Annotated in this window: 27 protein-coding genes and 1 tRNA gene; 16 read left to right on the forward strand and 12 right to left on the reverse strand. The window is 39.2% G+C overall.

Annotation, left to right across the window (positions count from 1 at the left end; all coding sequences use genetic code 11):
- Positions 1 to 156: 156 nt before the first annotated feature.
- Positions 157 to 996, reverse strand: coding sequence for a 23S rRNA (adenine(2030)-N(6))-methyltransferase RlmJ (locus CWB76_RS00750; protein WP_010391717.1), 840 nt, complete (start codon positions 994 to 996; stop codon positions 157 to 159).
- Positions 997 to 1,234: 238 nt separating this feature from the next.
- Here CWB76_RS00750 and CWB76_RS00755 point away from each other — a divergent pair, with 238 nt between their 5' ends.
- The 10 genes from CWB76_RS00755 (at position 1,235) to CWB76_RS00800 (ending at position 9,136) form a co-directional block, all read left to right on the forward strand.
- Positions 1,235 to 1,465 carry a hypothetical protein gene (locus tag CWB76_RS00755; protein ID WP_008113449.1) on the forward strand — a complete coding sequence of 77 codons (231 nt, stop codon included), beginning with the start codon at positions 1,235 to 1,237 and terminating at the stop codon, positions 1,463 to 1,465.
- Entirely contained in the window at positions 1,465 to 1,770 is a 306-nt protein-coding gene (locus CWB76_RS00760; protein ID WP_010391716.1) for a cell division protein ZapA, read from the forward strand. Before CWB76_RS00755 ends, CWB76_RS00760 begins: the two co-directional genes overlap by 1 nt.
- A gap of 55 nt (positions 1,771 to 1,825) precedes the next feature.
- Positions 1,826 to 2,845 carry an MBL fold metallo-hydrolase gene (locus CWB76_RS00765; protein ID WP_138604948.1) on the forward strand — a complete coding sequence of 340 codons (1,020 nt, stop codon included), beginning with the start codon at positions 1,826 to 1,828 and terminating at the stop codon, positions 2,843 to 2,845.
- Positions 2,846 to 2,901: 56 nt separating this feature from the next.
- Positions 2,902 to 4,350, forward strand: a complete 1,449-nt coding sequence (locus tag CWB76_RS00770; protein WP_138604949.1) for a transglycosylase SLT domain-containing protein — start codon at positions 2,902 to 2,904, stop codon at positions 4,348 to 4,350.
- Between the two features lie 66 nt (positions 4,351 to 4,416).
- On the forward strand, positions 4,417 to 4,905 hold the full coding sequence (locus tag CWB76_RS00775; RefSeq protein ID WP_138604950.1) for an FKBP-type peptidyl-prolyl cis-trans isomerase: 489 nt from the start codon (positions 4,417 to 4,419) through the stop codon (positions 4,903 to 4,905).
- 21 nt (positions 4,906 to 4,926) lie between these two features.
- Complete coding sequence (locus CWB76_RS00780; protein ID WP_138604951.1) at positions 4,927 to 5,655, forward strand: SDR family NAD(P)-dependent oxidoreductase; 729 nt, start codon at positions 4,927 to 4,929, stop codon at positions 5,653 to 5,655.
- On the forward strand, positions 5,652 to 6,491 hold the full coding sequence (locus CWB76_RS00785; RefSeq protein ID WP_138604952.1) for an amidohydrolase family protein: 840 nt from the start codon (positions 5,652 to 5,654) through the stop codon (positions 6,489 to 6,491). The genes CWB76_RS00780 and CWB76_RS00785 overlap by 4 nt, the downstream gene beginning before the upstream one ends.
- Before the next feature lie 48 nt (positions 6,492 to 6,539).
- Positions 6,540 to 8,102: a S41 family peptidase gene (locus CWB76_RS00790; protein WP_138604953.1), complete on the forward strand. Its 1,563-nt coding sequence runs from the start codon at positions 6,540 to 6,542 to the stop codon at positions 8,100 to 8,102.
- Positions 8,103 to 8,105: 3 nt separating this feature from the next.
- A complete protein-coding gene (locus CWB76_RS00795; RefSeq protein ID WP_249363145.1) occupies positions 8,106 to 8,486 on the forward strand; it encodes a hypothetical protein in 381 nt (126 codons plus the stop codon).
- Positions 8,487 to 8,656: 170 nt separating this feature from the next.
- On the forward strand, positions 8,657 to 9,136 hold the full coding sequence (locus CWB76_RS00800; protein WP_138604954.1) for a hypothetical protein: 480 nt from the start codon (positions 8,657 to 8,659) through the stop codon (positions 9,134 to 9,136).
- 8 nt (positions 9,137 to 9,144) lie between these two features.
- Here the strand turns inward: CWB76_RS00800 and CWB76_RS00805 are convergent, their stop codons facing one another.
- Positions 9,145 to 11,691 carry a serine/threonine-protein kinase gene (locus CWB76_RS00805; protein ID WP_283235051.1) on the reverse strand — a complete coding sequence of 849 codons (2,547 nt, stop codon included), beginning with the start codon at positions 11,689 to 11,691 and terminating at the stop codon, positions 9,145 to 9,147.
- 121 nt (positions 11,692 to 11,812) lie between these two features.
- On the opposite strand from CWB76_RS00805, the gene CWB76_RS00810 reads away from it, so the two are divergent.
- Positions 11,813 to 12,775, forward strand: a complete 963-nt coding sequence (locus tag CWB76_RS00810) for an FHA domain-containing protein (protein ID WP_138604956.1) — start codon at positions 11,813 to 11,815, stop codon at positions 12,773 to 12,775.
- 46 nt (positions 12,776 to 12,821) lie between these two features.
- On the opposite strand, the gene CWB76_RS00815 is transcribed toward CWB76_RS00810, so the two are convergent.
- Positions 12,822 to 13,154, reverse strand: coding sequence for a hypothetical protein (locus CWB76_RS00815; protein WP_138604957.1), 333 nt, complete (start codon positions 13,152 to 13,154; stop codon positions 12,822 to 12,824).
- Positions 13,155 to 13,177: 23 nt separating this feature from the next.
- Positions 13,178 to 13,570, reverse strand: coding sequence for a hypothetical protein (locus tag CWB76_RS00820; protein WP_138604958.1), 393 nt, complete (start codon positions 13,568 to 13,570; stop codon positions 13,178 to 13,180).
- A gap of 214 nt (positions 13,571 to 13,784) precedes the next feature.
- Between CWB76_RS00820 and CWB76_RS00825 the strand changes: the two genes are divergently transcribed.
- The 3 genes from CWB76_RS00825 to CWB76_RS00835 are packed head-to-tail and all read left to right on the forward strand — an operon-like array spanning position 13,785 to position 16,233.
- Positions 13,785 to 14,420: a RhiA family protein gene (locus tag CWB76_RS00825; protein WP_138604959.1), complete on the forward strand. Its 636-nt coding sequence runs from the start codon at positions 13,785 to 13,787 to the stop codon at positions 14,418 to 14,420.
- Positions 14,421 to 14,475: 55 nt separating this feature from the next.
- Entirely contained in the window at positions 14,476 to 15,510 is a 1,035-nt protein-coding gene (locus CWB76_RS00830; protein WP_138604960.1) for a hypothetical protein, read from the forward strand.
- Between the two features lie 27 nt (positions 15,511 to 15,537).
- Positions 15,538 to 16,233 carry a RhiA family protein gene (locus CWB76_RS00835; protein ID WP_138604961.1) on the forward strand — a complete coding sequence of 232 codons (696 nt, stop codon included), beginning with the start codon at positions 15,538 to 15,540 and terminating at the stop codon, positions 16,231 to 16,233.
- A 32-nt stretch (positions 16,234 to 16,265) separates the two neighbouring features.
- Here CWB76_RS00835 and CWB76_RS00840 read toward each other — a convergent pair whose 3' ends face one another.
- From CWB76_RS00840 to CWB76_RS00855, 4 genes are all read right to left on the reverse strand, one after another.
- The gene (locus CWB76_RS00840) at positions 16,266 to 17,441 is read right to left on the reverse strand and encodes a mandelate racemase/muconate lactonizing enzyme family protein (protein ID WP_054202652.1); all 1,176 of its coding nucleotides are present in this window, start codon (positions 17,439 to 17,441) and stop codon (positions 16,266 to 16,268) included.
- Between the two features lie 27 nt (positions 17,442 to 17,468).
- Entirely contained in the window at positions 17,469 to 18,236 is a 768-nt protein-coding gene (locus CWB76_RS00845) for a class II aldolase/adducin family protein (RefSeq protein WP_036980336.1), read from the reverse strand.
- A 134-nt stretch (positions 18,237 to 18,370) separates the two neighbouring features.
- Positions 18,371 to 18,694 (reverse strand): c-type cytochrome, encoded by a 324-nt coding sequence (locus CWB76_RS00850; protein ID WP_036980337.1) that lies wholly within the window; start codon positions 18,692 to 18,694, stop codon positions 18,371 to 18,373.
- A gap of 174 nt (positions 18,695 to 18,868) precedes the next feature.
- The gene (locus CWB76_RS00855) at positions 18,869 to 19,408 is read right to left on the reverse strand and encodes a DUF2058 domain-containing protein (RefSeq protein WP_036980338.1); all 540 of its coding nucleotides are present in this window, start codon (positions 19,406 to 19,408) and stop codon (positions 18,869 to 18,871) included.
- A 194-nt stretch (positions 19,409 to 19,602) separates the two neighbouring features.
- On the opposite strand from CWB76_RS00855, the gene CWB76_RS00860 reads away from it, so the two are divergent.
- On the forward strand, positions 19,603 to 20,751 hold the full coding sequence (locus CWB76_RS00860; protein ID WP_138604962.1) for an MFS transporter: 1,149 nt from the start codon (positions 19,603 to 19,605) through the stop codon (positions 20,749 to 20,751).
- Here the strand turns inward: CWB76_RS00860 and CWB76_RS00865 are convergent.
- Positions 20,718 to 21,218 (reverse strand): prolyl-tRNA synthetase associated domain-containing protein, encoded by a 501-nt coding sequence (locus CWB76_RS00865; RefSeq protein ID WP_055012388.1) that lies wholly within the window; start codon positions 21,216 to 21,218, stop codon positions 20,718 to 20,720. The genes CWB76_RS00860 and CWB76_RS00865 overlap by 34 nt on opposite strands.
- Position 21,219: 1 nt before the next feature.
- Positions 21,220 to 21,606 carry a hypothetical protein gene (locus CWB76_RS00870; protein WP_138604963.1) on the reverse strand — a complete coding sequence of 129 codons (387 nt, stop codon included), beginning with the start codon at positions 21,604 to 21,606 and terminating at the stop codon, positions 21,220 to 21,222.
- A gap of 165 nt (positions 21,607 to 21,771) precedes the next feature.
- Between CWB76_RS00870 and CWB76_RS00875 the strand changes: the two genes are divergently transcribed.
- A tRNA-Ala gene (locus tag CWB76_RS00875) sits at positions 21,772 to 21,847 on the forward strand.
- Positions 21,848 to 22,010: 163 nt separating this feature from the next.
- Here the strand turns inward: CWB76_RS00875 and CWB76_RS00880 are convergent.
- Both CWB76_RS00880 and proB read right to left on the reverse strand, forming a co-directional pair.
- Positions 22,011 to 23,258: a glutamate-5-semialdehyde dehydrogenase gene (locus tag CWB76_RS00880; RefSeq protein WP_010391694.1), complete on the reverse strand. Its 1,248-nt coding sequence runs from the start codon at positions 23,256 to 23,258 to the stop codon at positions 22,011 to 22,013.
- Positions 23,255 to 24,361: a glutamate 5-kinase gene (proB, locus tag CWB76_RS00885; RefSeq protein WP_010391693.1), complete on the reverse strand. Its 1,107-nt coding sequence runs from the start codon at positions 24,359 to 24,361 to the stop codon at positions 23,255 to 23,257. The genes CWB76_RS00880 and proB overlap by 4 nt, the downstream gene beginning before the upstream one ends.
- Positions 24,362 to 24,994: the final 633 nt, after the last annotated feature.

The raw sequence follows: 24,994 nt of genomic DNA on the forward strand, positions 1-24,994 counted from the left end.
CGCTGCCCGAAGGGTTCTGCCTAGGGGCGATTTACTCTTTGTTGCTCGGTTTTTACTTAGCCCACTAGGTTACAAACCTCGCGCCGCGATTAAACCGCCCCTAGTTTGAACAAATTTTAATCCGCAAAGGTCAACAGACCCTAAGCTTATTTATTTTTATTCGGCGACTAGCTGCTCGCTACGGTAAAAACCACTAGGCTTACTCAACAAGTTTACTAGTTCAGGTAACACGTCATCCATAGTTTGTTTCAGCTTCCATGGTGGATTTATCACTATCATTCCAGAGGCGGTCATACCATGTACTTCTGTATCTGCTTCGGTACCTAATTCAAATAATTGAATATTTTTAATTCCCGCGTCAATTAAACCCTGCTCCATATTATCAATACGTTCTCTGTCCACAACCGGATACCAGATCATATATGTACCCGTCGCAAAGCGTTGGTGGGCTTTGACAATGGTTTGTACTACCGTATTGTAATCGTCTTTTATTTCATAAGGTGGGTCTATTAACACACAGGCTCTGCGCGAGGCTGGCGGTAATAAACCAATTAAGCCCGCAAACCCATTTTCGCCGCGTACTCGAATAGAGCGCTTACCTTGCATGTTTTCTTCAAGTAATACCAAATCTCGCGGATGCAACTCAAAAAACCAGCCCTTATCTTGGCGGCGTAAAAAGTGTTCGGCGATTTTTGGTGAACCTGGGTAAAACGCCAGAGACGAACTTTCATTAAACGATTTTATTAACTCAATGTAGTCATTTAAGGCACCGTGCTGACTGGTATGTTGCCAAAGTTTTTCTATGCCATCTTGGTACTCTTGGGTTTTTTGCGCGTCTGGTGCTGCCAGCTCAAAAAAACCAGCACCCGAATGCGTATCGATATAGTCAAGCGGCTTATCTTTTATTGTTTGATAACCCAGCACTTGCGCTAACACTAAATGTTTAAGTACATCGGCAGGGTTACCCGCATGAAAGGAGTGTCTGTAACTAAGCATTATTTATTTTCGCCATACGCTGTTTAATAAAATTAGTGAACCATAAAGCACACTGCTTTGGCAATCGTCACAGCAAAAGCGGGTGTTTACGTGAACCATTTCTGAATGAAAAAGCCAATAGCATGAATTATCCCTTAACATAGAATAAAAATCACCTAAAACCAGTGTAAATGCTGGCAAATAAACACACTTTGCTTTACATTTGCATGACATTAATTACAGTTATATGGGCGCATTTATGAACAACAATACTCTTCAACAACTCGAACAACTGATCGACCAACTAATTACCCGTAATAATCAGTTGCAAACTGATATTACAGAGCTTAAAGAGCAAAACAGTAAACTGCTTGATGAAAATGAGTTATTACAGTTAGAAGCCCTTGAAAATGAAGAAAAACAAAAAGATGCAAGCACCACCTTGTCGTCATTATTAGATAAATTACAAAGCGCACAACAGGCAAGCTAATGTCTGAGCTGCAAAACCAGCGAGTCACTGTTGAATTGCTTGGTAAAGAGCAGCAATTTGCTTGTCCGGCTGGGCAAGAAGAGGCACTAAAAGCGGCCGCCAAAAATCTGAATGATTTAGTTGAACAAATGAAACAACGTTCAACTGTCAGAAACGATCAAAAAGCATTACTTATGGCTGCTTTGAATTTAAGCCACGAATTGCTTGAAGCAAAAACTCAAAAATCAGTTGAGCTTGAGCATCAAGATCAATTGATTGATAAGTTGAGTCAATACTTAAGCTCAAACTCTGAACACACTAAATAAAAGCGCATTTTGCGCTTTTATTGTTTTTACCGTCAAAATATAGCTAGAGAAAAAGATGCAACCACTTTTAACTAAAGCTCAAAAAATAGGTAAGTGCTTACTGCCTTTAATCTGCCTATTTATACATACAAAAAGCAATGCAGCAGTTGAGTGGCAATCGTTATCGGCTAATATTCAATTTATCAAGCAGCCAGATAGGTTACGTTTTTACGACTCTAATCAAGTGTTAATTCAGGGCAGTGAGTGTGCCTTACTGGTAGATGCCAGTGGTAACTTTGCAGCAGTAGAACAACTGGTTACCGAACTAAAACAACAGCTAAAGACGCCTTTATGTTACTTAGTTGCCACTCATTTTCATGACGATCACTTGCTGGGTATGGCGGTTATGCAGCATTACTTCCCAGACGCAAAACTGATTTCTCACCAACAAGTCGCTAACGACTTTTCGCGTTATCAGCAAGCATTAACAGATAAGCTAGAGGGGTTCGAGAAAAGCATTGAGCTGAGCTATCAGCGATTAGCCACCTTACCCGATGCAGAGCAAGCTCAATGGCGAGAAAAGCTCACTCGCGCTAAAACACGCTTATTTCGCTGGCAGAATTATCAACTAACACCACCAAAAATGAGTATTAGTGAGCCTAAAACATTAGATTTAGGAAATTATGTATTAACTATCAACCCGTATCAGGCACATACTAATGGCGATTTAACATTACTTGCTGACAAGGGTAAAACCTTAATAGGTGGTGATATCATTGACTGGCTCCCCTACCCAGGGCATGGCAAGCTTAAGCAATGGCAAAGTTTATTAAAAAAATATATAAATAATAATACACTGTCACTTTTTATTCCTGGCCATGGCAATTTAGTCGATAAAGTTAAATTAAAACAGTCACTCACGTTTTTAGAAGCAATTACGGAGCATGTTAAAAACAACCCTGAAGCCAGTATTGAGCAATTACAAAAAAACTTCCCAAGTGAAGCACTAAAACCTTACCAACAAGAACCACTTGATATAAAATCAAGTAACTTATTTTTGCAATCGGGATTACTTCGCGCTAAAAACAGTCAATAACTGAACACAATGGATTGTGTTAAAATATGGAAATATATTTTTTAAAAAGGAACAAAATGCGTCACCTGATCTTATGCTTTGCCATTGTATTGCTATGTAGCTGTAAAACCACACAGCCAGAGATCATTGCGCCTGTAGTCCCTGCACCTGTAGAGCAAAAAACCGCACAATCAAACACGCCGACCTCTACAAACACCAAAAAAATCATTAATAAAAAAACAATGCCTAAAGCCCTAAAAGTAACTCAACCAACTGACTTATGGGCACATATTGCTGATAACTTACATTTACCGGTTGAGCAAAATCAGGCGTTAAAGAAACGCATTAACTGGTATTTAAAACAACCGAATTATTTAAAAATAGTGTCTCGCCGTGCAGAGCCTTTTTTATACCATATAGTAAAAAAAGTAGAGCAAAAGCAGCTCCCCATGGAACTGGCATTACTGCCATTTGTAGAAAGTGGCTTTAGACCTACCGCACGCTCAAGTGAGCACGCTGTGGGTGTATGGCAACTGGTTGCAGCAACTGCACATCATTTTGGGGTTAAATCAGATCAATGGTACGACGGACGCCAAGATGTATTGGCCTCAACCGATGCAGCACTAGATTACTTAAGCTATTTACATAAACGTTTTGATGGTAATTGGTTGCATGCACTTGCGGCCTATAACACCGGTGAAGGCCGAGTTAAACGCGCTATAAAACGCAATCAAAAGCGAGGGAAGTCAACTGATTTTTGGGCATTAACCCTACCAAAAGAAACCGCTGACTATGTACCAAAACTGTTAGCACTAAGCTATTTAGTAAAGCACCCTAAAGCAAAGTTTAAACGGCCAAAGCTTCCTTACAAAGCACTGACCACCTCGTTAAATGTGGCAAAACAGTTCGACTTTTCAATTATGGCCAAGCTCTCTGGCATGGGTGTAAAGCAACTACATGCCCTCAATCGAGGTTATTTAAAAAACCAAAGCTCCTCCCACGGCCCGCATACTTTGTTACTTCCTATTGAGCAACAAGCTTTACTAAAAAACCGTTTTTTTAAAGCCAATTTTGCAGGCGAATACATAGTCAAAAAAAATGACACACTATACGGTATTGCTAGGCATTTTGGCTTGCCTTTAAAGACACTAAAACAGCTCAATAATAAGCAAAATAACTTTATTGGTGTTGGCGAAAAACTTATTTTAGGAGAGCCTCAAACGTTACCTGAATCACTCACTATTAACTATAAAATAAGCCCTTACTTGGAACAAAAAGAGACCGTCATTCCAACCATCGAGGTAGATTACCACGTTAAGCCCGGTGATAACCTGTGGAATATAAGTCAGTTGTATGGCGTTGCTCATAGCGATTTAGCACGTTGGAATAAGTTATCAGCATCTAGCGTATTAAAGCCTGGGACTCAGTTAGTTTTATTTATACCCCAAGCTGCGACACCTAAAACCACACCGGCTAAAAAAGATCTGTTACTCGACTTACAAAATACATTAAATCATCCCCGTTAAGTTTCTAAAGCGCAGTATTTCGCGTAAAATTGCTTTTTAATTTATTTAAATCTTAAAGAGACATGCATGCAAATCAGTAAAAATTCGGCCGTTGAATTTCATTACACCCTTAGCGAAGCCGGTGAGCAAATAGAAAGTAGCCTTAACGACGCGCCATTAAGTTACATTCACGGCAGCGAAGGCATGCTACCCGGTTTAGAAACCGCACTTGAAGGTAAAACTGCTGGTGATAAATTTAGCGTAACGTTATCTCCAAGTGAATCATACGGCGAGCGTGTTGATGATTTAATTCAGCGCATTCCGCTTAAGCATTTACAAGGCGATGTAAAAGTGTGGAAGCCAGGTATGACTGCAATGGTGCAATCAAATCAGGGTCGCCATCAAGTGACTATCGTAAAAGTAGGCCGCTTTAATGCTGATTGTGATTTAAACCACCCATTTGCTGGTAAAACACTGACCTTTGATGTTGAGATTGTATCCGTTCGTGAAGCAACAAGCGAAGAAATCTCTCATGGCCATGTTCATGCTGAAGGTGGTTGCGGCCACGCACATTAATTGCTAGTTAAAGGAACAAGTATGTCAAAAGTTGCAATAGTAACCGGTGGTTCTAAAGGCATTGGTTTTGCTGTGGTACAGCGATTATTAGCTAACGGCTATCAGGTTCATAACTTAGATATTGAGCCCAGTGAGAGTGGTGTTTTTCATCAATGTGATGTTAGTAATGTAACCGCCGTACGCCAGTGCATACAAGCTATTATTGACAAGACACAACGCATTGATGTACTTGTTTCAAATGCTGGCAAGCACCTAAGTGCCACAATTGAGCAAACCGATGAAGCGACATTTGATGCGTTAATGGCACTGAATGTTAAAGGTGCGTACGCGGCTATACAAAGCGTATTACCAGCTATGAAAGCACAACAAGATGGCGCTATTGTATTAATTGCCTCAGACCAAGCCATTATTGGCAAACAAAACTCATTTGCTTATAACTTAACTAAACATGCATTGGCTTCAATGGCTAAAACCACCGCCTTAGATTACGCAAGTTTTAATATTCGCGCTAATGCAGTGTGCCCTGGCACTATAGAAACGCCGTTATTTCATAATGCAATTGATGCATATTGTAAAAGAAGTGGTGCTAACAAAGCCGATATTGTTGCAGAAGAAGCCGCATTACAACCACTCAACCGTTTAGGTCAAGCCGATGAAGTTGCTGCACTGGTAAGCTTTTTAGTAAGTGCAGATGCCAGCTTTATTACTGGTAGCTTACAACGTATTGATGGCGGCTACACAGCACAATGAGCACTAAAATTATTGACCCGCATCTGCACTTTTTTAATTTGCTGGAGGGTCAATACACTTGGCTACAAGGTGCGAACCCACCAGCTTGGTCTAACTTAGATAAAATAAAGCAGCCCATCAGCGCTGCTGAACTGATCAAAAGTACTAACTTTGAACTCGCAGGTTTAGTGCACATAGAGGCAGGCTTTGATAATAACCAGCCTGTTAAAGAATTAAACTGGTTAGCCAGACATATTAAAACTATACCTTATAAAGCAATTAGCTTTGCAACAATTAACCAGCCAAATAACGCATTTAAACTAGCACTTCAGCAGCTAGAACATCACTCTCTTGTAGGCATTAGAGATATCACTGAAGGTCATGATGCCGAGCGCTTATTGAGCCCTCATTGTCTCGATAACCTGCGGCACTTGAGCCATTTAAAGCTGCATTTTGAAGCCCAATTTGAAGTAGAAAACCTCAACATCACCGAGCGGCTCATTTCTTATGCCAACCAAGTTAGTGACTTACAAATAATCATTAATCACGCAGGGCTTGCACACAACCTTGCTAACTGGGCAACTGCAATTGAGCTACTTGCAAAACAGCCTAATGTTGCGATTAAGTTTTCAGGTTTTGAATTACTAATGCTTAATAGCGAGCAGCAAAACCAATGTTTTAAACATATTTTAAAGCATTTTGGTATGCAAAGAGTGATGTTTGCTAGCAACTTCCCCGTGTGCCAAATTAATATTAACTACAACGAGTTATGGCAACATTATCGCAGCCTGTGTAGCGACGATCTTACATGGCAATATTTGAGTTACAAAAATGCTGCAAGCCTCTATCAACTCTAAATGAAAACCGCTATATTTAGCTCAACAGTTTAAAAAACGAGCATGCGTATGGCCATTTTTAATCCATCTTCTCTTAAATACACATTACTCTCTTGCTCGCTAGCCGCTGTATTAACAGGTTGTGGCGGTGGAGGTAGCGACAATGCGACCAACCCAACAACTAATAATAGCGGCTGGACTCCAGGTGTATTTGCCAGTTCAGGGCAATTTAAAGGTCAATGCCAAGCAATTAATGAAAAAAACTGGCTACGCTCTTGGAGTAACGAAACCTACCTATGGTATGACGAAGTTATTGATACCAACCCCGCATTAACATCAGGCGTTATTGGTTACTTTAATACTTTAAAAACGGAGCAACTGACTGAGTCAGGTGCGAAAAAAGATAATTTTCACTTTAGTTTGCCGACCGATGAGTGGCAAAGACAAAATCAATCCGGTCTAAGCTTTGGTTATGGCTTTAATGTAAAAATAATTGCCAGTAGCGCGCCACGCCAAGCAGTTGTTAGCTATACCGAACCAAATACCCCAGCTAGTAATCAAAATATTATTCGTGGTTTTGAGCTTTTAGAAGTTGATGGCGTTGATTTTATTAACACCACCTCATCGAGTGAGGTAGATATTATTAATGCAGGTTTATTCCCCGATCAAACGGGTAAAGTTACCGAGTTTGTATTTAGGGATATCAGTACTAATGAAAATCGCACAGTGACACTCACGTCTCAAAACATCGAATCGCAACCAATAATGAATGTGCGTACCGATTTAGCCGATGGTGATGTGGGTTATTTTCAATTTAATAGCCACAACGCCATAGCTGAAACACAGCTTTATAACGCCTTTAACCAACTCGCTGCCAGTAGCATTAAAGATTTAGTCATTGACGTGCGCTATAACGGGGGGGGGTTATTACAAATGGCTAGCCAAGTAGGCTACATGGTGGGGGGCAGTAACACGCAAGGTAAAATATTTGAACGGACCATATTTAATGATAAATACCCTAATACCAACCCCGTCACAGGCCAAGCACTGACGCCGATGCCTTTTACAAATCGTTTTGTCGGCTTTGAAAATAATCCTGCAATTGTAGCGGGCACGCCGTTACCCACCTTAAACTTAGAACGGGTATTTGTACTTACCACCAGCAGTACTTGCTCGGCTAGTGAGGCTATAATTAATGGGCTGCGCGGAGCAGATGTTGAAATTATTCAGATAGGCGCAGGCACCTGCGGTAAACCGTATGGTTTTTACCCTACCGACAACTGCGACACCACTTATTTTACTATTCAATTTACTGGCGAAAATAACAAAGGTTTTGGTGAATATTCAGATGGCTTCGCACCGCAAAATACCATTGATGACGCACGCCAACCGGTTCGTATTGCTGGTTGTGCTGTTGCCGATGACTTTACTAAGCGCTTAGGTGATGCTAGTGAAGACTTATTAGGTACAGCGCTGAGCTATAGAGAAAGCGGTAATTGCCCTGCCCCAAGCTCAACAAATAGTGTTCTTGGTTTTGCGCCCATAATCGCCACCGATATCCCAGAAGTAAAAGATATGCGAATTCAAACCATGCTAAAACAAAATATTATTCTTAGTGATAACATGAGATAAGCAATGAACAAATTACTAGTAATAAGCATGACTGCAGCGACATTAGGGTTAACGGGGTGCTTAGCACAAAGCTCAGAGCCCACACCTAAGTTGCAACATGCGTTACTAATCGAGCCCAATAGCGCTAAAGTAGCCGACGCAATTGCGCAACTGCTGCATAGCTCGCAGGTTCAATTAGCCGACGATGTTTTTGTCACCTCAAGCACAGTTACGCTTGAGCGACTTAATCATAAAGATCCTCAGGGAAATCCGATTATGGGCAAGCAGCTCAATATGCCGGATCAGTTTGAACTAATGATTAAAGGTAAGCAATGTTTTATCCGACATTTAGATAGTAAAGCTACTGAGCCACTACCTGGTGTTAGTTGCAAGGCGATATACTAATATATTATAGAGCGCTGGCCGAACGTGGTTTCTCAAGCCTGTTAAGCTTTTTTACTTTTTATGAACAAAAATAATTATTGTTATTTTTTGGTGGAATACTTAATTACATCTATAGTTAAAATGCTCATGGAGTAAATAAGAAATTTTAAATTTAAAACAGGACTTTTATCATGAACGATCTTAGCTTTCGCGTTATCCCAAACGAAAATGACTCTTGGGAGTTTATTTCTAAATCAGGCTCTAGCGCTGAAGATATTAAAATCAACTATAAAGAACTCACTACAGGTGGAAGCCTGAACTTATATTATGAGTTAGCAAACGAATCGGAGTGGACTTTTTCTGAAAATGGCAGCTATTTTTCAGATGCTAAAGATAACTTTAGTTACCAACTAAATAGCCTTGTTGCCAATGAAGGGAAGTCATTAATTATTACAATTTCTAGTATTTTACCGCATCAAGCCTTATCTCAGGAGTTGAACAAACTATTGGCTGAGAATCCAAAAAAAGTAGTATCAGGGCAGTTGGATCAACGTACAAATTATGAAATTAATTTTCGATTAATTGCAAAAAAGAGCACTGACGTTAACTCTCTTATGCGTTATTTTTCGCAAGACCCACGCGTTATAATTGAAGATATGGAGCCACACTAGTACAGAGCTTACTCTGCGCTATTTTTTACTGGACATAAAAAGTTATAATGCTCTTTACCTATTAAGCTCATCAGCTTATTTTCAGAGCATAACCCCTTAAACCATTGTAAACGGTAAAAAACTGGGCTCCACCCCAAATTTATACTTTGCTCTATTGATGCTAACGCCGAGTATTTTTCATTCAACAAGCTTTGTAGCATTGCTTTAACAAAGTATGCCTCTGCCAAATTAGAATTAGTAGCTAACAGCTGTTCAATCTGGTTCATTGCTTGTTGATTTCTATCTAAATGAATCAACACTTGTGCTTTTTCAAGTTGTTCTGCAACGTTCTGCGACGAAGAATCAAGCTGCTTATTGACTTCTAAATATAAGCTTTCGGCCTCTGTAAAGCGGCCCTTAAAATGAAGTAAATCGGCATAGTTAAGTTGTAAGGTAGTTGTTTTGGCATCTAACATCATCGCTTTTTGAGCAAAATTTAATGCATCGACAAACTCACCTTGTAGAGAAAGAGTAATTGAATAATTACTATAAATAGAAGCGCTTTGCCGCCCCGAATCTATCAGTTTTTGGTAGTTATTCTCTGCAGCCTTCAAGTCACCCGATAACAAATATACATCAGCGACTGTTTTTAGCGTTACAATATCGTTAGGGTTATAACTTAATACCTCCTTTAAATATTTTAATGCGTTAGCACGTTTCCCCGATGTGAGATACGCTATTGCAAGGTTTCTTGTCGCTAATAAAGTTGGCCTTATTTTATATGCCATTTTCGCATGCTTTAAAGATTCTTCAAGGCGACCTATACGCTTAAAATAAATAGCCAAAATAGTTTCTCTTTGGTATTCCTCTAATGATGAGTTTTGAATTCTGCTAATAATTTTTTCGGCTTTAATGTGCTCCCCCGTTTGTTGATATATTTCAAGTAGGTCAATTAAATAAGCAGGACTGTCACTGTATGAAGTTGGCGCTCGTTCAAGTTGAAATTGTAACTTTGTTATGAGCGCTACATTTTTGGAAGACTTATAAAGTCGTAAAATTATTTTTCGGTATAAAGGATATAAAGGCTTAAAATCTGGCTGTTGCGATAACAAGGCTTCAGCCATGGCACGTTGCTTTTGAGTACTACCTAAATCATTCGCAGTTAGGGTAACTAAAGATACATATTGCCTGATAAACTCATCTGACAATAACAGTTCCCTATTTGACAGGATGCTTGGGCTAAGCAAGTTTTGTATTGAAGATAGTGTTGAGTTATAAATATTTAGATAGCTTTCTTTATTTGTTGCACTTCGGGTTGTGCCTACCATTGTGGCGTTTTTATCTAATTCGTTTAGTGTAAAGTCACAAGACAAAAGACTACAATCTAATACAGGAATCAGTAGCTTAGTAGCTCTTAGCGCAGCAGCTAAATTATTTAGGCCTGCATCATTACCAAGTATTAATTGTGTTTGTGTAACTTCCTTGCTCGAAATTAAAGCAAACTTGCGATCCGCAAGTACATATTCGGTTATTGCATCTTTGACGCCAAGACTAAGTAAGCGCTTTTGTGTATCCGTAACTTGGCTACTCACTGTAAATTCTACTGGCATCAAAGCTATCTTCTCTATCAGTTTCGATGAATACCAAAGCCAGCTCCCCGCACTCAATAACAGACAAAGAACCACAGTAAGAAATAATCTTCTATTGAAAAAACGTTTACTTACGTTGTTATTATTTTGATAGCTTTTAACATCTACAGTCAGGCTTTCAAAACTAAGTGAGTCTAAAATCCGCCTAAACTGAGATGCTACGGCACGAGCGCTTTCAGGTCGTTTATCAACTTTGAATGCTAATAATTGTTTAAGTAAAGGCACTAAATCGGCAGATAACTCTTTGATCGATTCATAACTTGCGCTACAAGGAAATGACATTATTTGTTTTGCTAAATCTTGCCCTATATTACTCGATGCTTGTTTTGAATAGGCATGGTAGCCTGTTAATAATTGATAAGCTATTAGCCCTAGTGAAAACAAATCACTACGAAAATCCATAGTTTGATTATTCAATTGTTCAGGCGACATTGCCTTTAAACTGCCATAATCAGTGCCTATATTTGTCGCTTCAGCCCCTTTAATTTTTGAGATACCAAAATCTGTTATTTTAACTGTGTCTTCATCACTAACTAATACATTGGCAGGTTTCAAATCGAGATGTAGTATGCCTTTATCATGAATTGCAGCTAGGCCATCGCTGATATGAATAAGTATTTCTAACTTTTTAGTAAGAGTGAGACTCTGTTCTTTCATTAAATGGGCTAAGGTCGTTCCTTTAACATACTCCATTTCTAATAAAATTTGTTCATCCCGATGAATTATCTTATAAAGCTGCACTATATTTGGGTGATTTAAGCTTGCAATTAACTTTGCTTCGATGATGGCTCGCTCAGTATTATCTCCAGCTAATTTCATAACTTTGAGGGCTACTTGTCTATTCAACTCTAGATCTGTTGCAAGGTATATCGTACTCATTCCTCCTTGCGCCAAAACTTGTATTTGTTTGTAATAATCCTCTAACACAAACTGTTCGATCCATCATATGTAAATAATTAGTCTAGTATTTAATGTTAATTAAATGCAAAGTCAATATATACAATATGATAGTGTAATATTATTTACTAAAAGACCAAAAGAGAGCTGTATGGCTATACTGACTAAGTTAAACTCAAATATGAGCTTTTATCTGCGCGACTTTCATCGTTTTGGTCGGCTAGCCCACTCTGTTGACACCTTATTAAACTACCCAGAAGTGACACGTATTCATGCTGTAATAGAGTGGGTTAAACCACACTGGTACATTCGTGACTTAAGCAAAAATGGTATTTGGCTAAACGGTAAACGACTTGATAAGCAAACCAATTCCGTATTAGCCCTAAATGATCGCATCAGCTTTTCAGAAATAAATAACTTAGATTACCAGTTAACTTCTATCGATCCACCAAGAGACCTTTTACTACCGGTCAATGGAACAAATACACATTGTATGTTGCTCGAACCTTATCATTTTTTACCCGATAGCCAACACCCCAAAGCTGTTATTTATTACGACCCTGAGAGACTCTCTTGGTGTTATGAAAATACAGAAACTCACCAATTAACACTCTTAAAAGATGGCCAAAAAATAACAATTGCAGAACAGCAGTGGCAGTTTTTTCAAGCAGAAATGGCATCACAAGAAAACACGCTGAATTTAAGTCCTACGTCTATTAATAACCTTAAATTTATGTTCAGTTTAAGCTTAGATGAAGAGCAAACCGAATTAAAAATAAGGCAACATAATAAATTAGTTGACCTAGATGTTCGCTCTCACCACTATCTTACTTTATTGCTGGCTCGTAATAAATTGACTGATATCAAAAATAAATTTGAGCCTGATGTACAGGGCTGGGTACAAGTTAAGAAATTAGCACGCGATCTCGGTATTAATGAGAGCCATGTCAATATTCAGATCCACCGTGCGCGAAAACAGTTTATGGACTCTTTCAATAATATATTATCTGCTGATATTTTGATTGAACGTAAACGAGGTAAAGTTCGTTTTGCAGGGACGTACTTTACAATTGTAAAGGGGGCGAATTGTGAATCAACAGAGCCTAAAAATTAAGAAATGGCTGTGGCAACGAGCTGAGCTACAGCCATTCACTGGTCGATTACTGAGCTATTATTTGTAGCGAACAATTGTAGCGAACAGCCTTATTTATCAATGATTTAAATTCAAGGCTAAATGCCACAAGCGACTCTTCCATAGGGTAACAAGCAATACACTTGTCAAGCTCTTCAGTAAGCTGATTAAGCATACTAACTGATATTGGATTTTCAGCCTCTACGCCATATTGATGCTTCCAAAACCGCTGTAGTATAGGAGCATCATTTAACATAGTTATATACTCATAACCATCATGCCAAAGCTCATCTGTCAAAGAGCATTGAAATTCAGGCTCATCGAGATGAAATGTTGTAGATGATAGAACGATCTTTCTCATTATTATCTATTCCAAAATTGACATTAAAAACAGTTTCCCGGTGCACCATTTAGTTCAGGGAACTGAGTAACAACCTCTCCATTTGGCTTAATTATCAAGCGGGCGCACTTCTCTTGCTGAGTACCAACTACCATCCCTAGGTTAGCATCATACCTAATACGAGAATCAGGCTGTACTGTTCGTGATTTATTAGTTGCATTTTGTACTTGTTCGCAAAATTGTTGTGCATCTTGAATTGTTGCACAATACTGAGGCAAAAATTGACTGGCTTGTACACCTGCAGTGCAATGCCTTTGCTGAATATGAGCAAAAGATTGTGCTGTTACATCACATATTGGGTCTGCAGCCGCCTGAGTTGCAGAAATAAATAGGTAACTGATAAAGCTGCTATAGATAACCGAATTAATTAATTTCATTACTGTCTCCTTTGCAATCTAAATTGATAGGAAGTCACTCTTCCTTTCTCAATCTAGATACTAGGGAGAAATATTCCATAACAAAGTATTACACAGTGCAGGTAATACTTCGTAATAACAATCTCTAATTAGAAGACCTATCTTTTGGTGACTTGGTTGATATACCAAGTACACACTTACTTACATGATGTAACACAACTAAAAGGAAACGAGGATGTCTATTTATAAATTATTAGTTAAAAACGACTCAACTAACCCAACACGATTTGCAATTTTCCAAGAAAAGCCATCATTAGATGTTGGCGGTAATGTATTCACATTAGCTTGGTTTAGCAAGTATGCATATCAAGGAACAACTGCCGAATTTGCTTGGGAAATTGACTACAGTGCAATTTGGTCAAGACCAGGTCAAGAGCTTCGCCCTGGCGTTATCTGTAAAACATCACAATCAAAACGAGTTGATTTAGATGGTGCGAATACAGTCACTTTAGGCTACGACAATGTTAATGATGCCTTTAACATGAGCTCTCCTGTAAAAGGTAATAGTGGCAGTATTTTTACAAATTGTGACGAGACAGTACCTAATTCAAACACCACTCCATCAGCTGCTGCGGGTATTGGTATTGCTATGAGTGGTGCGGGGACTTTTTTAGTCAGTACGCAACCGAATATGAATTTAACATGGACACCCAAGCCTAAATATTACCTTGTTGCTGGTAACTTCAAAACTGGCGAAATTTTAGATACGCAAACAATCATGAACAGTGGCAGAGCTCTCGAAATTCCATATCAAGGAATTTTAACGCAGAGCGCAACCTTAAATAGCCAAAATGTTTTAGTACTAAATTAATGCTAATTTGTGTGCGCTAATTAATGGCGCACACATTAATTGGAGGGAATCAAATATGGCTGCTCTAGATAATCAACATACTTATGATATAGATAGTTTATTATTTGCAATGCAACAAAAAAACTTAGTGTATAACTACGACTTTCGTTATTTTAGTAATCAAACGAATACACAACCTATTAAGTATAACCACCCCGATGGCTGGATATACAGTGATCCAGGTAATGGTTCACAAATTAGTTCAGAAAATAACGGCTGTCGAATCGTTACCAGTACAGAAGAAAACGCCACAATGAGCTTTCGACAAAATATTCACGAGTTTCCAAGATGGAAAGAAACTCTATGTTCTGAACACATTAGCTGTGTGGCACAGTTAAATGTTAAAGGAACAGGCGAGCTACACTTTTGCTTGTCAGACGGTATTACATATGTCCAAAGAACATACACAATCCAAAACAGCCAAGAACTCAATATATCTACCGAATTAGAAATTGCAATGGATGCAAAAACTGTTTTTGTTGAACTTTCGTGCTCTTCCCCGTCTGTCGTTATTTCTGTAAAAAAAATATTCGCAAACAAGGGCTATATAGCTTTAGCTAGTCTGCCTTGTATTGTTGCAGGTGTCATTGGTGAGCGAAAGCAGTACGTAGCAACAGAACAAGCACCAGCAGAAGAACTACCTCTATGTACTATACCAATTGCATTGAACAGTGATCAAACACGGCTAAACTCGGTTATTAACTATCGCTTCGGCAAGCAAGGTGAATTTTCTTTATTACCTGATTTTAGAGGATATTTCAGTCGTGCTTGGGATAACTCAGCCGGTAGAGATAAAAATGCCAAACAACGTAAAATGTCAGGCGATTCGAATAATATTGGTGACCTAGTGGGTACAACAGAGCCCGATATATTTAAAGAGCATCAACATACCATTACTTTTAAGCCTGTGAATATGCTTAATCCTGAAAAAGGAAGTCCAGCCTATGGTGTTAATCTTGCAGCGAGTACTCAAACTCAGATCACGACAGAGGGTGACCTTGAAACACGTCCAATCAATATTGCAGAATTATTTACAATTAAGTGGGCTTGATATCTTTTAGGAAGGTGTGCCAGAGCAATGACTAACTATACTTTAAAAGTTAAAAATAACTCCAGCAATGCAACTAGTTTTTGTGTATTTATGGCCTTACCTGAAGAGCAAGCCCAAAATAGTTCGTTCTATACACTTGCATGGATGGTCAAATATGCTGAACCAAATACGATGATAAGATTTTCATGGAGCGATATCTTCAATGTTATTTGGTCACAACCTGGAAGACATTTACAATCTGGCGTTATTTGCGATGTTAGGGAACCTAATTTTTTATCATTAAGTCGAAGCATTAAAATAAACGCCGCTGCATCTCAATGTCTTAACATTAACCCACCTGAAAAAGGATGTACGACATTACAATATAATAAAAAGCAGCTAACTTACTGTTTTAGCAAACTTGAAAAAAGCAATAATGATCAAATAACGATCAACTGTGATTCTGAAGTACCTAACTCAAAGACTACATCCCCTCACATTGCTGCAGGTATTGGAATAGGGCTTTCGGGTTCAGGGTTATTCTTAGTTAATACCCAACCTAATTTGGCATTTATGTGGCCTGTACCACCTTTTAAGTTTTATTTATCTTTTGGTTCCGTTAAATGGGGAGAAATAATTGACCGCGAACCATGGCTAGAGAGAGCTGTACTCGTTTCATTTAATGATACTACCGAATGTGAAGCCATCTTAAACATTAACAATCGCCTCAAAGTAATCAGGTAATACCCCGATTAACGGGGCATTACACAAACGATTTACTTTATCTCAACACGTTGTGAGCGCATTACAATTTCATCGTTAAGCTCAATCCCAAGACCTGGTTCTTCTGATACTTCAAAAAAGCCATTTTTAGGTTGTGGATCTTGTAAGCACAGCTCTCTGTTCCACTTTTTAATCGCATAAGTATGATGTTCATGAATTAAAAAGTTAGGGATCGCTGTTTCTAAATGTAATGCTGCCGCGGTTGCAACCGGCCCACCACACACGTGTGCCTGAATACGCACGTCAAAAATATCTGCGTAATCACATACTTTTTTAGTTTCAGTAAAGCCACCACATAAACCAATATCTGGCTGTAGTACATCAATGCTTTGATCTTCTAAATATGGACGCACGCCCCAACGGTTATATAAGCGCTCGCCGCCTGCAATAGGCACAGCCACTTTATCAGCCACTTTGGCATGTAATGAGTGGTTTAAATAATTCACCGGCTCTTCAAAATACATACAATCAAATTCTTCTGCAATCTCACCAATTTGAATTGCTGATGTCGCACCAGGTAAACTGTGGCATTCAAAAATAATGTCAACTTCATCACCCACAGCTTCACGAATAGCCTGCATACGAGCGCGGTATAGTTTCATTTCTGGGCGAGAAATAATATTTGTGCGATCGTAATAGGTGTTGCCGTCTTTATCGTATTGAATTGGGTCAACCTTTACCGCATCGTAACCTTCCGCTACTGCTTTTAGTGCCGCTTCGGCATATTCTTGTGGCTGTACCAGCGCTTTAAACTCACTGTCCCAGTCAAACTGTAACTGCGATGCATAAGTACGTAGTTTGTCGTTAACTTTACCACCAAGCAACTGATACACAGGTAAACCCAATGCTTTACCCTTTATATCCCAAAGCGCAGTATCAATCGCACTCATTGCAGCATAAACTACCGGCCCACCACCTAAACCCCAAAAGCTTTCACGCAACATACGTGACCATAGTTTTTCAGTTTGAAACGGGTCATGGCCAATTAAAAAGGCATCGGCCATTTCTTTGATCATCGCAGCGGCAGCGCTGTGACCTAAGTCATAAGCAAGACCGGCTTCACCTACACCGCTAATCCCTTCATCGGTATGAATGCGAACAAATACCGGCGTCCATGCAGGACGCTCAGGACAATGAATGTCAAAGACTTCAACGCGATTTACTTTCATAAAAAATTCCTTATTAACCTTTATCGGTTATTTTGCAAAACTTGGGTCAAGACGATACGCTTTTCGTAACATGGCAGGCCATGCTAGCTGCCCCCCAGTACTGCCGCTGTGAACAACGTTCGCTTGATTATAAATGTTATCAATAATAGCTTGTGGTACTGCAATCGCTTCTTGTGCACTTGATTGAATAGCTAACTGTATTTCACAGGCACGTTGAAGGTCATAAAAGCGCATAAACGCATCACCTACTGTTGGCCCTACCGTTAAGCCGCCATGATTCACCAATAGCATATGGTTGGTGCTACCTAAATCTGTTTGCAGACGTTTACGCTCATCATCATTCACCGCTAGGCCTTCATAACCATGGTATGACAGAGAGGGTAATGAAAACATCGAATACTGACTTAACGGTAACAGCCCTTCTTTTTGTGTTGCAACTGCAATGGTTTCTTTAGTGTGTAGGTGTATTACGCAATGGGCATCCTCGCGTACTTCATGAATGGCACTGTGAATAGTAAACCCCGCAGGGTTAATATCAAATGGAGTATCGTCAATAATGCGGCCATTTAAATCAACTTTAACTAAGTTAGATGCAGTGATCTCATCAAACGTTAAACCGAACGCGTTTACTAAATAATGATCCGTACCTGGTAGGCGAGCAGAAAGGTGCGTATAGATTAAATCCCCCCAACGAAAATGGTCAACTAATCGATAACATGCGGCTAAATCAACACGTAGTTGCCACTCTTGTTCTGACACTTTATTTTTTAAATCGAGCTGGGGTAAATCAAACATAACAAGCCTTTTAAAACACAGCATAGCGCTAGTGATTGTAGATGTTTAGAAGTCTAAATGAGTATTCGCATGATGGCAATCACCAAATAAAAAAGCCACACAAAGGTGTGGCTCTTTTAAGGTCTCGTTAGCGATTATTGTACTTTTGATAGGTAATCGGCAATCGCTTCAAACTCTTCATCAGTCACAGTCGCAACCATTGCTTTCATTGCCATAGACATACCGTTGTTACGAGCGCCTGACTTAATGTCTTTCATTTGCGCTACTAAATACTCTTTGTTTTGACCATTTAGCTTAGGGTACATCGCCATGATAGGTGCTTTACCATCTGCACCATGACATGTTTGACAGTTTTTAGCGGTATAAAGTGCAGCGCCATCAGCAGCGGCGGCTGAAAATGAAAAACTTGCGGCTAAACCAATACCCGCGCCTAATAAAAGTGTTTTTATCTTGCTCATTGTATTTACTCTTCTTTTTTACGGTTAAAAAAAACGGTTGTGATAATTGTAGTCAATAAATCTTTAAAAAGCATACGTCCTTGATAAGGTTTGACGATCAATCAGAACAAATACGTGTATCCCTCATAAAACAAATATTAGCTTGCCTTAGCTGAGCAGATACTTAATAACACCTTACCAAATAAGATCGTCTGGTACTTCAAAATCAGCGTACGGATCGTCTTCGTCCTTGGCTTTGTTCTCAGGTTCAACATGAAACACAATATACTTTTCATCAACCTCAGCCACTTTGCGTGCAGGCTCGTCTTCTAATACGTAAAACTGGCCTTCTAATACACAAATTGCTAAACGTCCGCCCGAGAGCGCCTTTTGCGTTTGCTCATTCACATCAAGGCCCTTTACTTTATTTTCATAAGTAAAGTTAAAGGTACGCTCACCACGAATTGACTCTTGATTGTGATGCTCTAAAATTTGCTTAACACGGGCTACCTGCTCACGTTGCTTTAATTCTTCTTGGCGCGTTTTGTTAAGCTCTTCGGCTTTTTGCTGCTGCTCAAGCTTGGTTTGCTGAATATGCTTTTGCAAATCATTTGGGTTGCTTGTCGCTCCCTTCTTTTGCTTTTTCTGTTGCTTGCGCTTTTCTGATTTAGCAACTTTGGCTTTATGTGATGTTGTTAAACCAGCTTGGAGCAATTGCTCTTGTAGTGACCCCATGGCGTGTTCCCACTAAAAACGAATATTAATGCTATTTTAATCACCAACGAGCGTAAATAACAGCGCTATTGGTATTAATCTAACAAACTACTGAAAACAAAGCATGATTTAGCGCAATAAAGGTTAATTTATGAAAACCCTAGCAGTTTTGTATATAATGCGACTCAACTAATAAGCAATGTTAACGGCAGTCAATGCGCTTATCTCACTTACTCCTTTGTTCTGTTTTTATTTTTTTTGTCTTATACGCACCACAGCCATTATTAAGTTTATTTGCCACCGAATTTAATGTAGCGCCTGCCATTGCAGGCAGCTTAATGACTGCCACTATACTGCCTTTAGCCATTGCCCCTTTGGTGTATGGGTTGTTTCTAGCCAAGCGAAACCCATTATTAATTTTACGCATCGCAATGTTATTACTCGGTGTCGGCTGTTTATTATTTATTTATGCCCCTAGTTTTGAGCTACTGTTACTTGTTCGGTTTTTACAAGGGCTGACTTTACCTGCCGCTTTAACCGCAATGACCAGTTATATTGGTATGAGCTATCAAGCCGATACATTACAAAAAAATATGACTCTTTATATTGGTAGTACTATTGTCGGTGGTTATTTTGGCCGAGTATTGGCTGCGCTCTTTAGCGACTTGTGGTCATGGCAAAGTTTTTATTACTTAATTGCTGCCATGTTGATAATACTCTCGCTTAGCATCCCCCATAAACGCTTTGTCCTGAGTAGCTCTAGTGAGGTGTTATCACCTTTAGATTATATGAAACAACTTAAAGAAGGCTCGGTACTTAAACTTTATAGTGCCATATTTTGTATGTTTTTTTGCTTTGCCGCATTATTAAACTACTTGCCTTTTATTTTAAAAAATACCTTTTTAATTAATAACACCCGCGACATTGGCTTAGTTTATAGTGGTTATTTAATTGGCGCGTTAGCCTCTATTTTTACCCCGTGGTTATTAAAAAAAATGACCTCAGCTTGGCGCTTATTGGCATTGGTATTCCTGTTTTATAACCTCAGTATTGTGTTATTAATGAGTCATTCACTGATGTTGTTTTTAATTGCATTCACACTATTTTGTGGCGCTATGTTTGTAATTCATTCAACAGCGGCACCATTGGTTAATAAAATTAGTCACGCTCCACCAAGTGTTACTAATGGTTGTTACGTGTCATTTTATTATAGCGGTGGCGCACTAGGATCGTTATTACCTGGGGTGGTTTATCAAGCACACGGGCAAACCGCATTTATGGCAACACTTCTTGCGGTTTGCTTATGTGGGCTGGGTCTTATTTTGTGGGCTCAGCGCGAGGGTAAAAACATCACCCGCGGCTGATGTTCAGTAAAATCAAAAAAACGCAGTAAATCAGGCTTAGTTAATAACCATGTTTGGGTGTTTTCAAATGGATGGCAATGAAATAAATCGCCAAACCAAATATCCTGATCAAGCCAAAGCGTTACATCTCGTTGCTTATCGTTCATTAAGCTGAGCATTGACACACAACCTGGTGCAACTTTTAAGTACTTAGCCAAGCGCTCATTAGAGGCAAACCCTAAACGCGATAGCCCTTGCTGTTTAGACAACGATTTTAAATCGAGTTGTTTATCATGCGCGGTGATCACTAAAAAATGGCGCTTACCTTCGTTATCTCGCAAAAATAGATTTTTTAAACGTGTTCCTGGGCGATTCACCATCAGCTCGTCAGCATCTAAGCTACCATGCAACGCTGGATGCTCAATCACATCATAGTTAATATCAAGCTGAGCTAACACCGCCGCTAATTTTTGTTTATCTGCTAACATACTACAAACAACGCCCTCTTAATTGCACACTTAAATCTCGCCATAGCACTTCGTTTATTTCATGCTTATCTGCACAATAGTTACGTTGTGCAAGCTCTTTATTGAGAAACTCTACCGCTTGATCTTCTAATTGTAACTTGAGCACGCTCGACTCTTCAAAGTGCTCTTGTTCGGCAAAACGCTTTACATCGCTTCGGGTTAGCTTTTTATTAATATTAATTTGCTCACGGCTCTTAGCCTTTACAGAGACCACATAGGCAAAAAGCTTGTTACCTTGATCATCAACAGTGTCATAAAATTGTTTATTATTAATTTCGAATGGAGGCTCACCTACCGAGCTGGCACAGCCAAAAAGAAAAGTCATGAAAACTAAAGCGTATTTTTTCATTATGTATTGTCGTTTTAGTAAATATTGAGGCCGAGTTTAACAAAAATTAGTTAAAACGGAAAAATTTGTGAAAAAATACTTGACCAAAAACGTAAAAATATTTAAAGTTCACCCCGCTTAAGACTCAGCACTTAAGCATTTACAGTATATGTAAATTAGGAATGTGGGGCTATAGCTCAGCTGGGAGAGCGCCTGCCTTGCACGCAGGAGGTCAGCAGTTCGATCCTGCTTAGCTCCACCACTTTCCTACTCTCTCCTTTAAGTAATATCCTTATTTTATATTCTAAATAAATTTCTCTGTATTTTTTAATCTCTTTGTTTGCTTAGTCGTTTAATTTTGCTAAATCGAGATCAAAAATGCCGAGCAAAGCCCGGCATTTTTATTATTTATTGAGTTGGGTTAGTTATTCGCGAACTTGACCAACACCATTAACTAAATATTTTTCAGTGGTTAATGACTCAAGTCCCATAGGGCCATAAGCATGTAACTTAGTCGTTGCAATACCAATCTCTGCACCTAAGCCTAGTTGTGAGCCATCAGAAAAGCGTGATGACGCATTAACCATAACAACCGACGCATCAACACTACGTTGGAATAACTCTGCCGCCGCATCGTCCTTAGTACAGATAACTTCAGTATGATTTGAACCGAATTGAGCAATGTGCTCAACGGCTGCATCAAAACTTGGCACAATACGAATTGCTAACTCTAAGTCTAAGTACTCTTCACCAAATTCGTTATCGGCAAGTACTGTGGCGTTATCAAAATATTCAGCCGCTTTGGCGTCAGCATTAATTTTTACACCTTCTTGACGAAGTACAACTGCACACAGATTTAAAAACTCATCAGCTACATCTTGGTGTACCACTAAACCCTCAAGTGCATTACATACACCAGTACGCTGAGTCTTACCATTAAGCAGTAAATTTAGTGCTACTTCTAAATCAGCATCTTTATCTACATATAAATGACAAACGCCTTTAAAATGCTGAATAACAGGGATTGTGCTGTTTTCAGTAACATAGTTAATTAGGCCTTCACCACCACGAGGGATGATTAAGTCAATGCTATCGCGTTGTTGCATCAATTCCATTAGTAAAGCACGGTCAGGATCAGGAATCACTGAAATTAGCGCAGTTGGTAGACCATGTTTTGTAAGCACGCTATGCATTACACTGGCAATGGCTTGTGAGCTTTTCAGCGCTTCTTTACCACCGCGTAAAATAACACCGTTACCTGACTTAAAGCACAATGCACCTGCGTCAGCCGTTACATTAGGACGCGCTTCATAAATCATACATACTACGCCAAGTGGTACACGCATTTTACGAATTTTAATACCATTTGGGCGTTCAGTAATGTCACGTAACTGGCCAACAGGATCGTCTAATGAAACAATCACTTCGATACCCTCAGCCATGGCTTCAATACGCTCATCATTCAATGTTAGACGGTCAATCATTGATGCTGCTAAATTATTGTCGCGTGCTGCGCTTAGGTCACTTTCATTTTCTTTGATTATAAATTCTTTTTGCTCTCTTAATGCCGCTGCCATATCGGTTAACACTTTGTTTTTAGTCTCGGTATCGAGTAAAGCAAGTGTATGTGCAGCCTTTGCTGCCTGGCGTGATATATCCGTAATTAAACTCATGACTTCTCCAATAATGCGATATCTTTTTCTGAAATAATTGGTCCAATTGAATCCTGCATTTTTTCGCTGAATTCACTCTGCTCGTTATCTGCAATAAAGTTTAACAAGCAGCTACTGTAATTTGCTGTGGCTTTAGCTAAACGCGTACCATCTTCACTGCGAACTAAGATAGTATCGCCCACAGCAAACTCGCCATGTACTTCTCTGATCTCATCGCCACGTAAGCAACCGTCTTCACCTTCTAATGAGTCATCAAATGACCCTTCAACAACGACTTCCCCCTGCTCATTGGCGGTATGTGTCATCCAGTGAATAGAATCTTGCATTGGTTTTTCATAAGGCAAGAATACGCTACCTGGGTTTTCACCGGCTAACAAGCGAGTAAAGGTTTCTTCTTTAAAGCCATTAATAATGTAAGTTGCAATACCATGTGAAGTGGCTTTCTCTGCCGCTTCAATCTTGGTTTTCATACCACCTGTACCTACCGCACTGGTAGCACATCCTGCCATAGCATAAATAGAATCATCAATTGATTTTATTTCAGGCAATAATACGGCATCGTCATGCAGATTTGGGTTTTTATCATACAAGCCATCTACATCAGAGAAAATCATTAATGCATCTGCATCAGCGGCTGCTGCAACCATGGCTGATAAATTATCGTTATCACCCACTTTTAAATCATCTGTTGTTACTGCATCATTTTCATTAATGATAGGTAGCACGCCGTGTTCTAACAATGTAAATACGGTTTCACGGATACTCTGGTAACGCTCACGGTCACGTAAATCACCATGAGTTAATAATAGCTGTGCTGATGGAAAATCAAAGAAACGATCCCACATGGCCATCATTTCTGTTTGCCCTGCTGCAGCCATCGCTTTTTTCATTACCACTGAACGAGGTTGGTCTGATGGAAATAAATGTGAGCCAGCCGCTACAGAACCAGATGAAACTAAAATAACCTCAATTCCACGTGCGCGACAGCGGACAATAAACTGTGCGATGGTTAATAAATAACGTGAACGACAGCCATCTTGATCGGGTGCAATTAAGGCACTGCCCACTTTAAGTACGATACGTCGCCAATTTAACTTTTGCATAAGTGCTCAACTTTCCATTTAATTTGTATTCATCACATAGATGAATGAAACCAGGTCGCCATGTTTATAAACACAGCGTCGAATTTATTTATCATTGCCCACACTTTTTACACACACGTACACCGTCTCTAAAACTAGCGTTTTAAATTGAGATGCAAAAAATAAATAGTATTAACCCAATAAATAAATCGGATCGTACTAACTAAAAAAATATAAAGTGTTGTTTATGTATCGCTGTAAAAAGCTGTGTGCGGCCTTTTTATTAACAACATACATAGAGCCTCTTAAGTCTGGTACACCAACAGATAGGGTGATGACTTAAGGACCGAGATTTAATCGCCACGATGGGGATTAAATATTGAAAGGTAATAGTTCAACTCAAACTTTTATTTATCTGCATTGAGCAAATAAACACTTTGAGCAAAACCATACCAAAGAGTACGGTAAATGATATTGTGTGTTCAAATATAACAAAACAAAGCAAAAACAATCAGTAAGAGAGTTAAGATGTTTATATCTAACATAATCTAGTATTTAAACTACAAACTTGATTAGATAACTAATTATTCGAACACGAAGTATAATACGTTAAAGTAGCTGCTTAGATCAAGGCTAAAATTCAAGCTGAATAGG

The sequence above is a fragment of the Pseudoalteromonas sp. S1609 genome, assembly GCF_005887255.1.
Lineage (GTDB): Bacteria > Pseudomonadota > Gammaproteobacteria > Enterobacterales > Alteromonadaceae > Pseudoalteromonas.

Coding starts and splice junctions, on each gene's coding strand:
- CWB76_RS00760 (WP_010391716.1), top strand. CDS start 1,465: ATGTCTGAGCTGCAAAACCAGCGAGTCACTGTTGAATTGCTTGGTAAA.
- CWB76_RS00755 (WP_008113449.1), top strand. CDS start 1,235: ATGAACAACAATACTCTTCAACAACTCGAACAACTGATCGACCAACTA.
- CWB76_RS00860 (WP_138604962.1), top strand. CDS start 19,603: ATGCGCTTATCTCACTTACTCCTTTGTTCTGTTTTTATTTTTTTTGTC.
- CWB76_RS00865 (WP_055012388.1), bottom strand. CDS start 21,218: ATGTTAGCAGATAAACAAAAATTAGCGGCGGTGTTAGCTCAGCTTGAT.
- CWB76_RS00820 (WP_138604958.1), bottom strand. CDS start 13,570: ATGAAATTAATTAATTCGGTTATCTATAGCAGCTTTATCAGTTACCTA.
- CWB76_RS00815 (WP_138604957.1), bottom strand. CDS start 13,154: ATGAGAAAGATCGTTCTATCATCTACAACATTTCATCTCGATGAGCCT.
- CWB76_RS00765 (WP_138604948.1), top strand. CDS start 1,826: ATGCAACCACTTTTAACTAAAGCTCAAAAAATAGGTAAGTGCTTACTG.
- CWB76_RS00750 (WP_010391717.1), bottom strand. CDS start 996: ATGCTTAGTTACAGACACTCCTTTCATGCGGGTAACCCTGCCGATGTA.
- CWB76_RS00850 (WP_036980337.1), bottom strand. CDS start 18,694: ATGAGCAAGATAAAAACACTTTTATTAGGCGCGGGTATTGGTTTAGCC.
- CWB76_RS00870 (WP_138604963.1), bottom strand. CDS start 21,606: ATGAAAAAATACGCTTTAGTTTTCATGACTTTTCTTTTTGGCTGTGCC.
- CWB76_RS00770 (WP_138604949.1), top strand. CDS start 2,902: ATGCGTCACCTGATCTTATGCTTTGCCATTGTATTGCTATGTAGCTGT.
- CWB76_RS00845 (WP_036980336.1), bottom strand. CDS start 18,236: ATGTTTGATTTACCCCAGCTCGATTTAAAAAATAAAGTGTCAGAACAA.
- CWB76_RS00800 (WP_138604954.1), top strand. CDS start 8,657: ATGAACGATCTTAGCTTTCGCGTTATCCCAAACGAAAATGACTCTTGG.
- CWB76_RS00795 (WP_249363145.1), top strand. CDS start 8,106: ATGAACAAATTACTAGTAATAAGCATGACTGCAGCGACATTAGGGTTA.
- proB (WP_010391693.1), bottom strand. CDS start 24,361: ATGCAAAAGTTAAATTGGCGACGTATCGTACTTAAAGTGGGCAGTGCC.
- CWB76_RS00825 (WP_138604959.1), top strand. CDS start 13,785: ATGTCTATTTATAAATTATTAGTTAAAAACGACTCAACTAACCCAACA.
- CWB76_RS00840 (WP_054202652.1), bottom strand. CDS start 17,441: ATGAAAGTAAATCGCGTTGAAGTCTTTGACATTCATTGTCCTGAGCGT.
- CWB76_RS00785 (WP_138604952.1), top strand. CDS start 5,652: ATGAGCACTAAAATTATTGACCCGCATCTGCACTTTTTTAATTTGCTG.
- CWB76_RS00780 (WP_138604951.1), top strand. CDS start 4,927: ATGTCAAAAGTTGCAATAGTAACCGGTGGTTCTAAAGGCATTGGTTTT.
- CWB76_RS00790 (WP_138604953.1), top strand. CDS start 6,540: ATGGCCATTTTTAATCCATCTTCTCTTAAATACACATTACTCTCTTGC.
- CWB76_RS00835 (WP_138604961.1), top strand. CDS start 15,538: ATGACTAACTATACTTTAAAAGTTAAAAATAACTCCAGCAATGCAACT.
- CWB76_RS00830 (WP_138604960.1), top strand. CDS start 14,476: ATGGCTGCTCTAGATAATCAACATACTTATGATATAGATAGTTTATTA.
- CWB76_RS00810 (WP_138604956.1), top strand. CDS start 11,813: ATGGCTATACTGACTAAGTTAAACTCAAATATGAGCTTTTATCTGCGC.
- CWB76_RS00880 (WP_010391694.1), bottom strand. CDS start 23,258: ATGAGTTTAATTACGGATATATCACGCCAGGCAGCAAAGGCTGCACAT.
- CWB76_RS00855 (WP_036980338.1), bottom strand. CDS start 19,408: ATGGGGTCACTACAAGAGCAATTGCTCCAAGCTGGTTTAACAACATCA.
- CWB76_RS00775 (WP_138604950.1), top strand. CDS start 4,417: ATGCAAATCAGTAAAAATTCGGCCGTTGAATTTCATTACACCCTTAGC.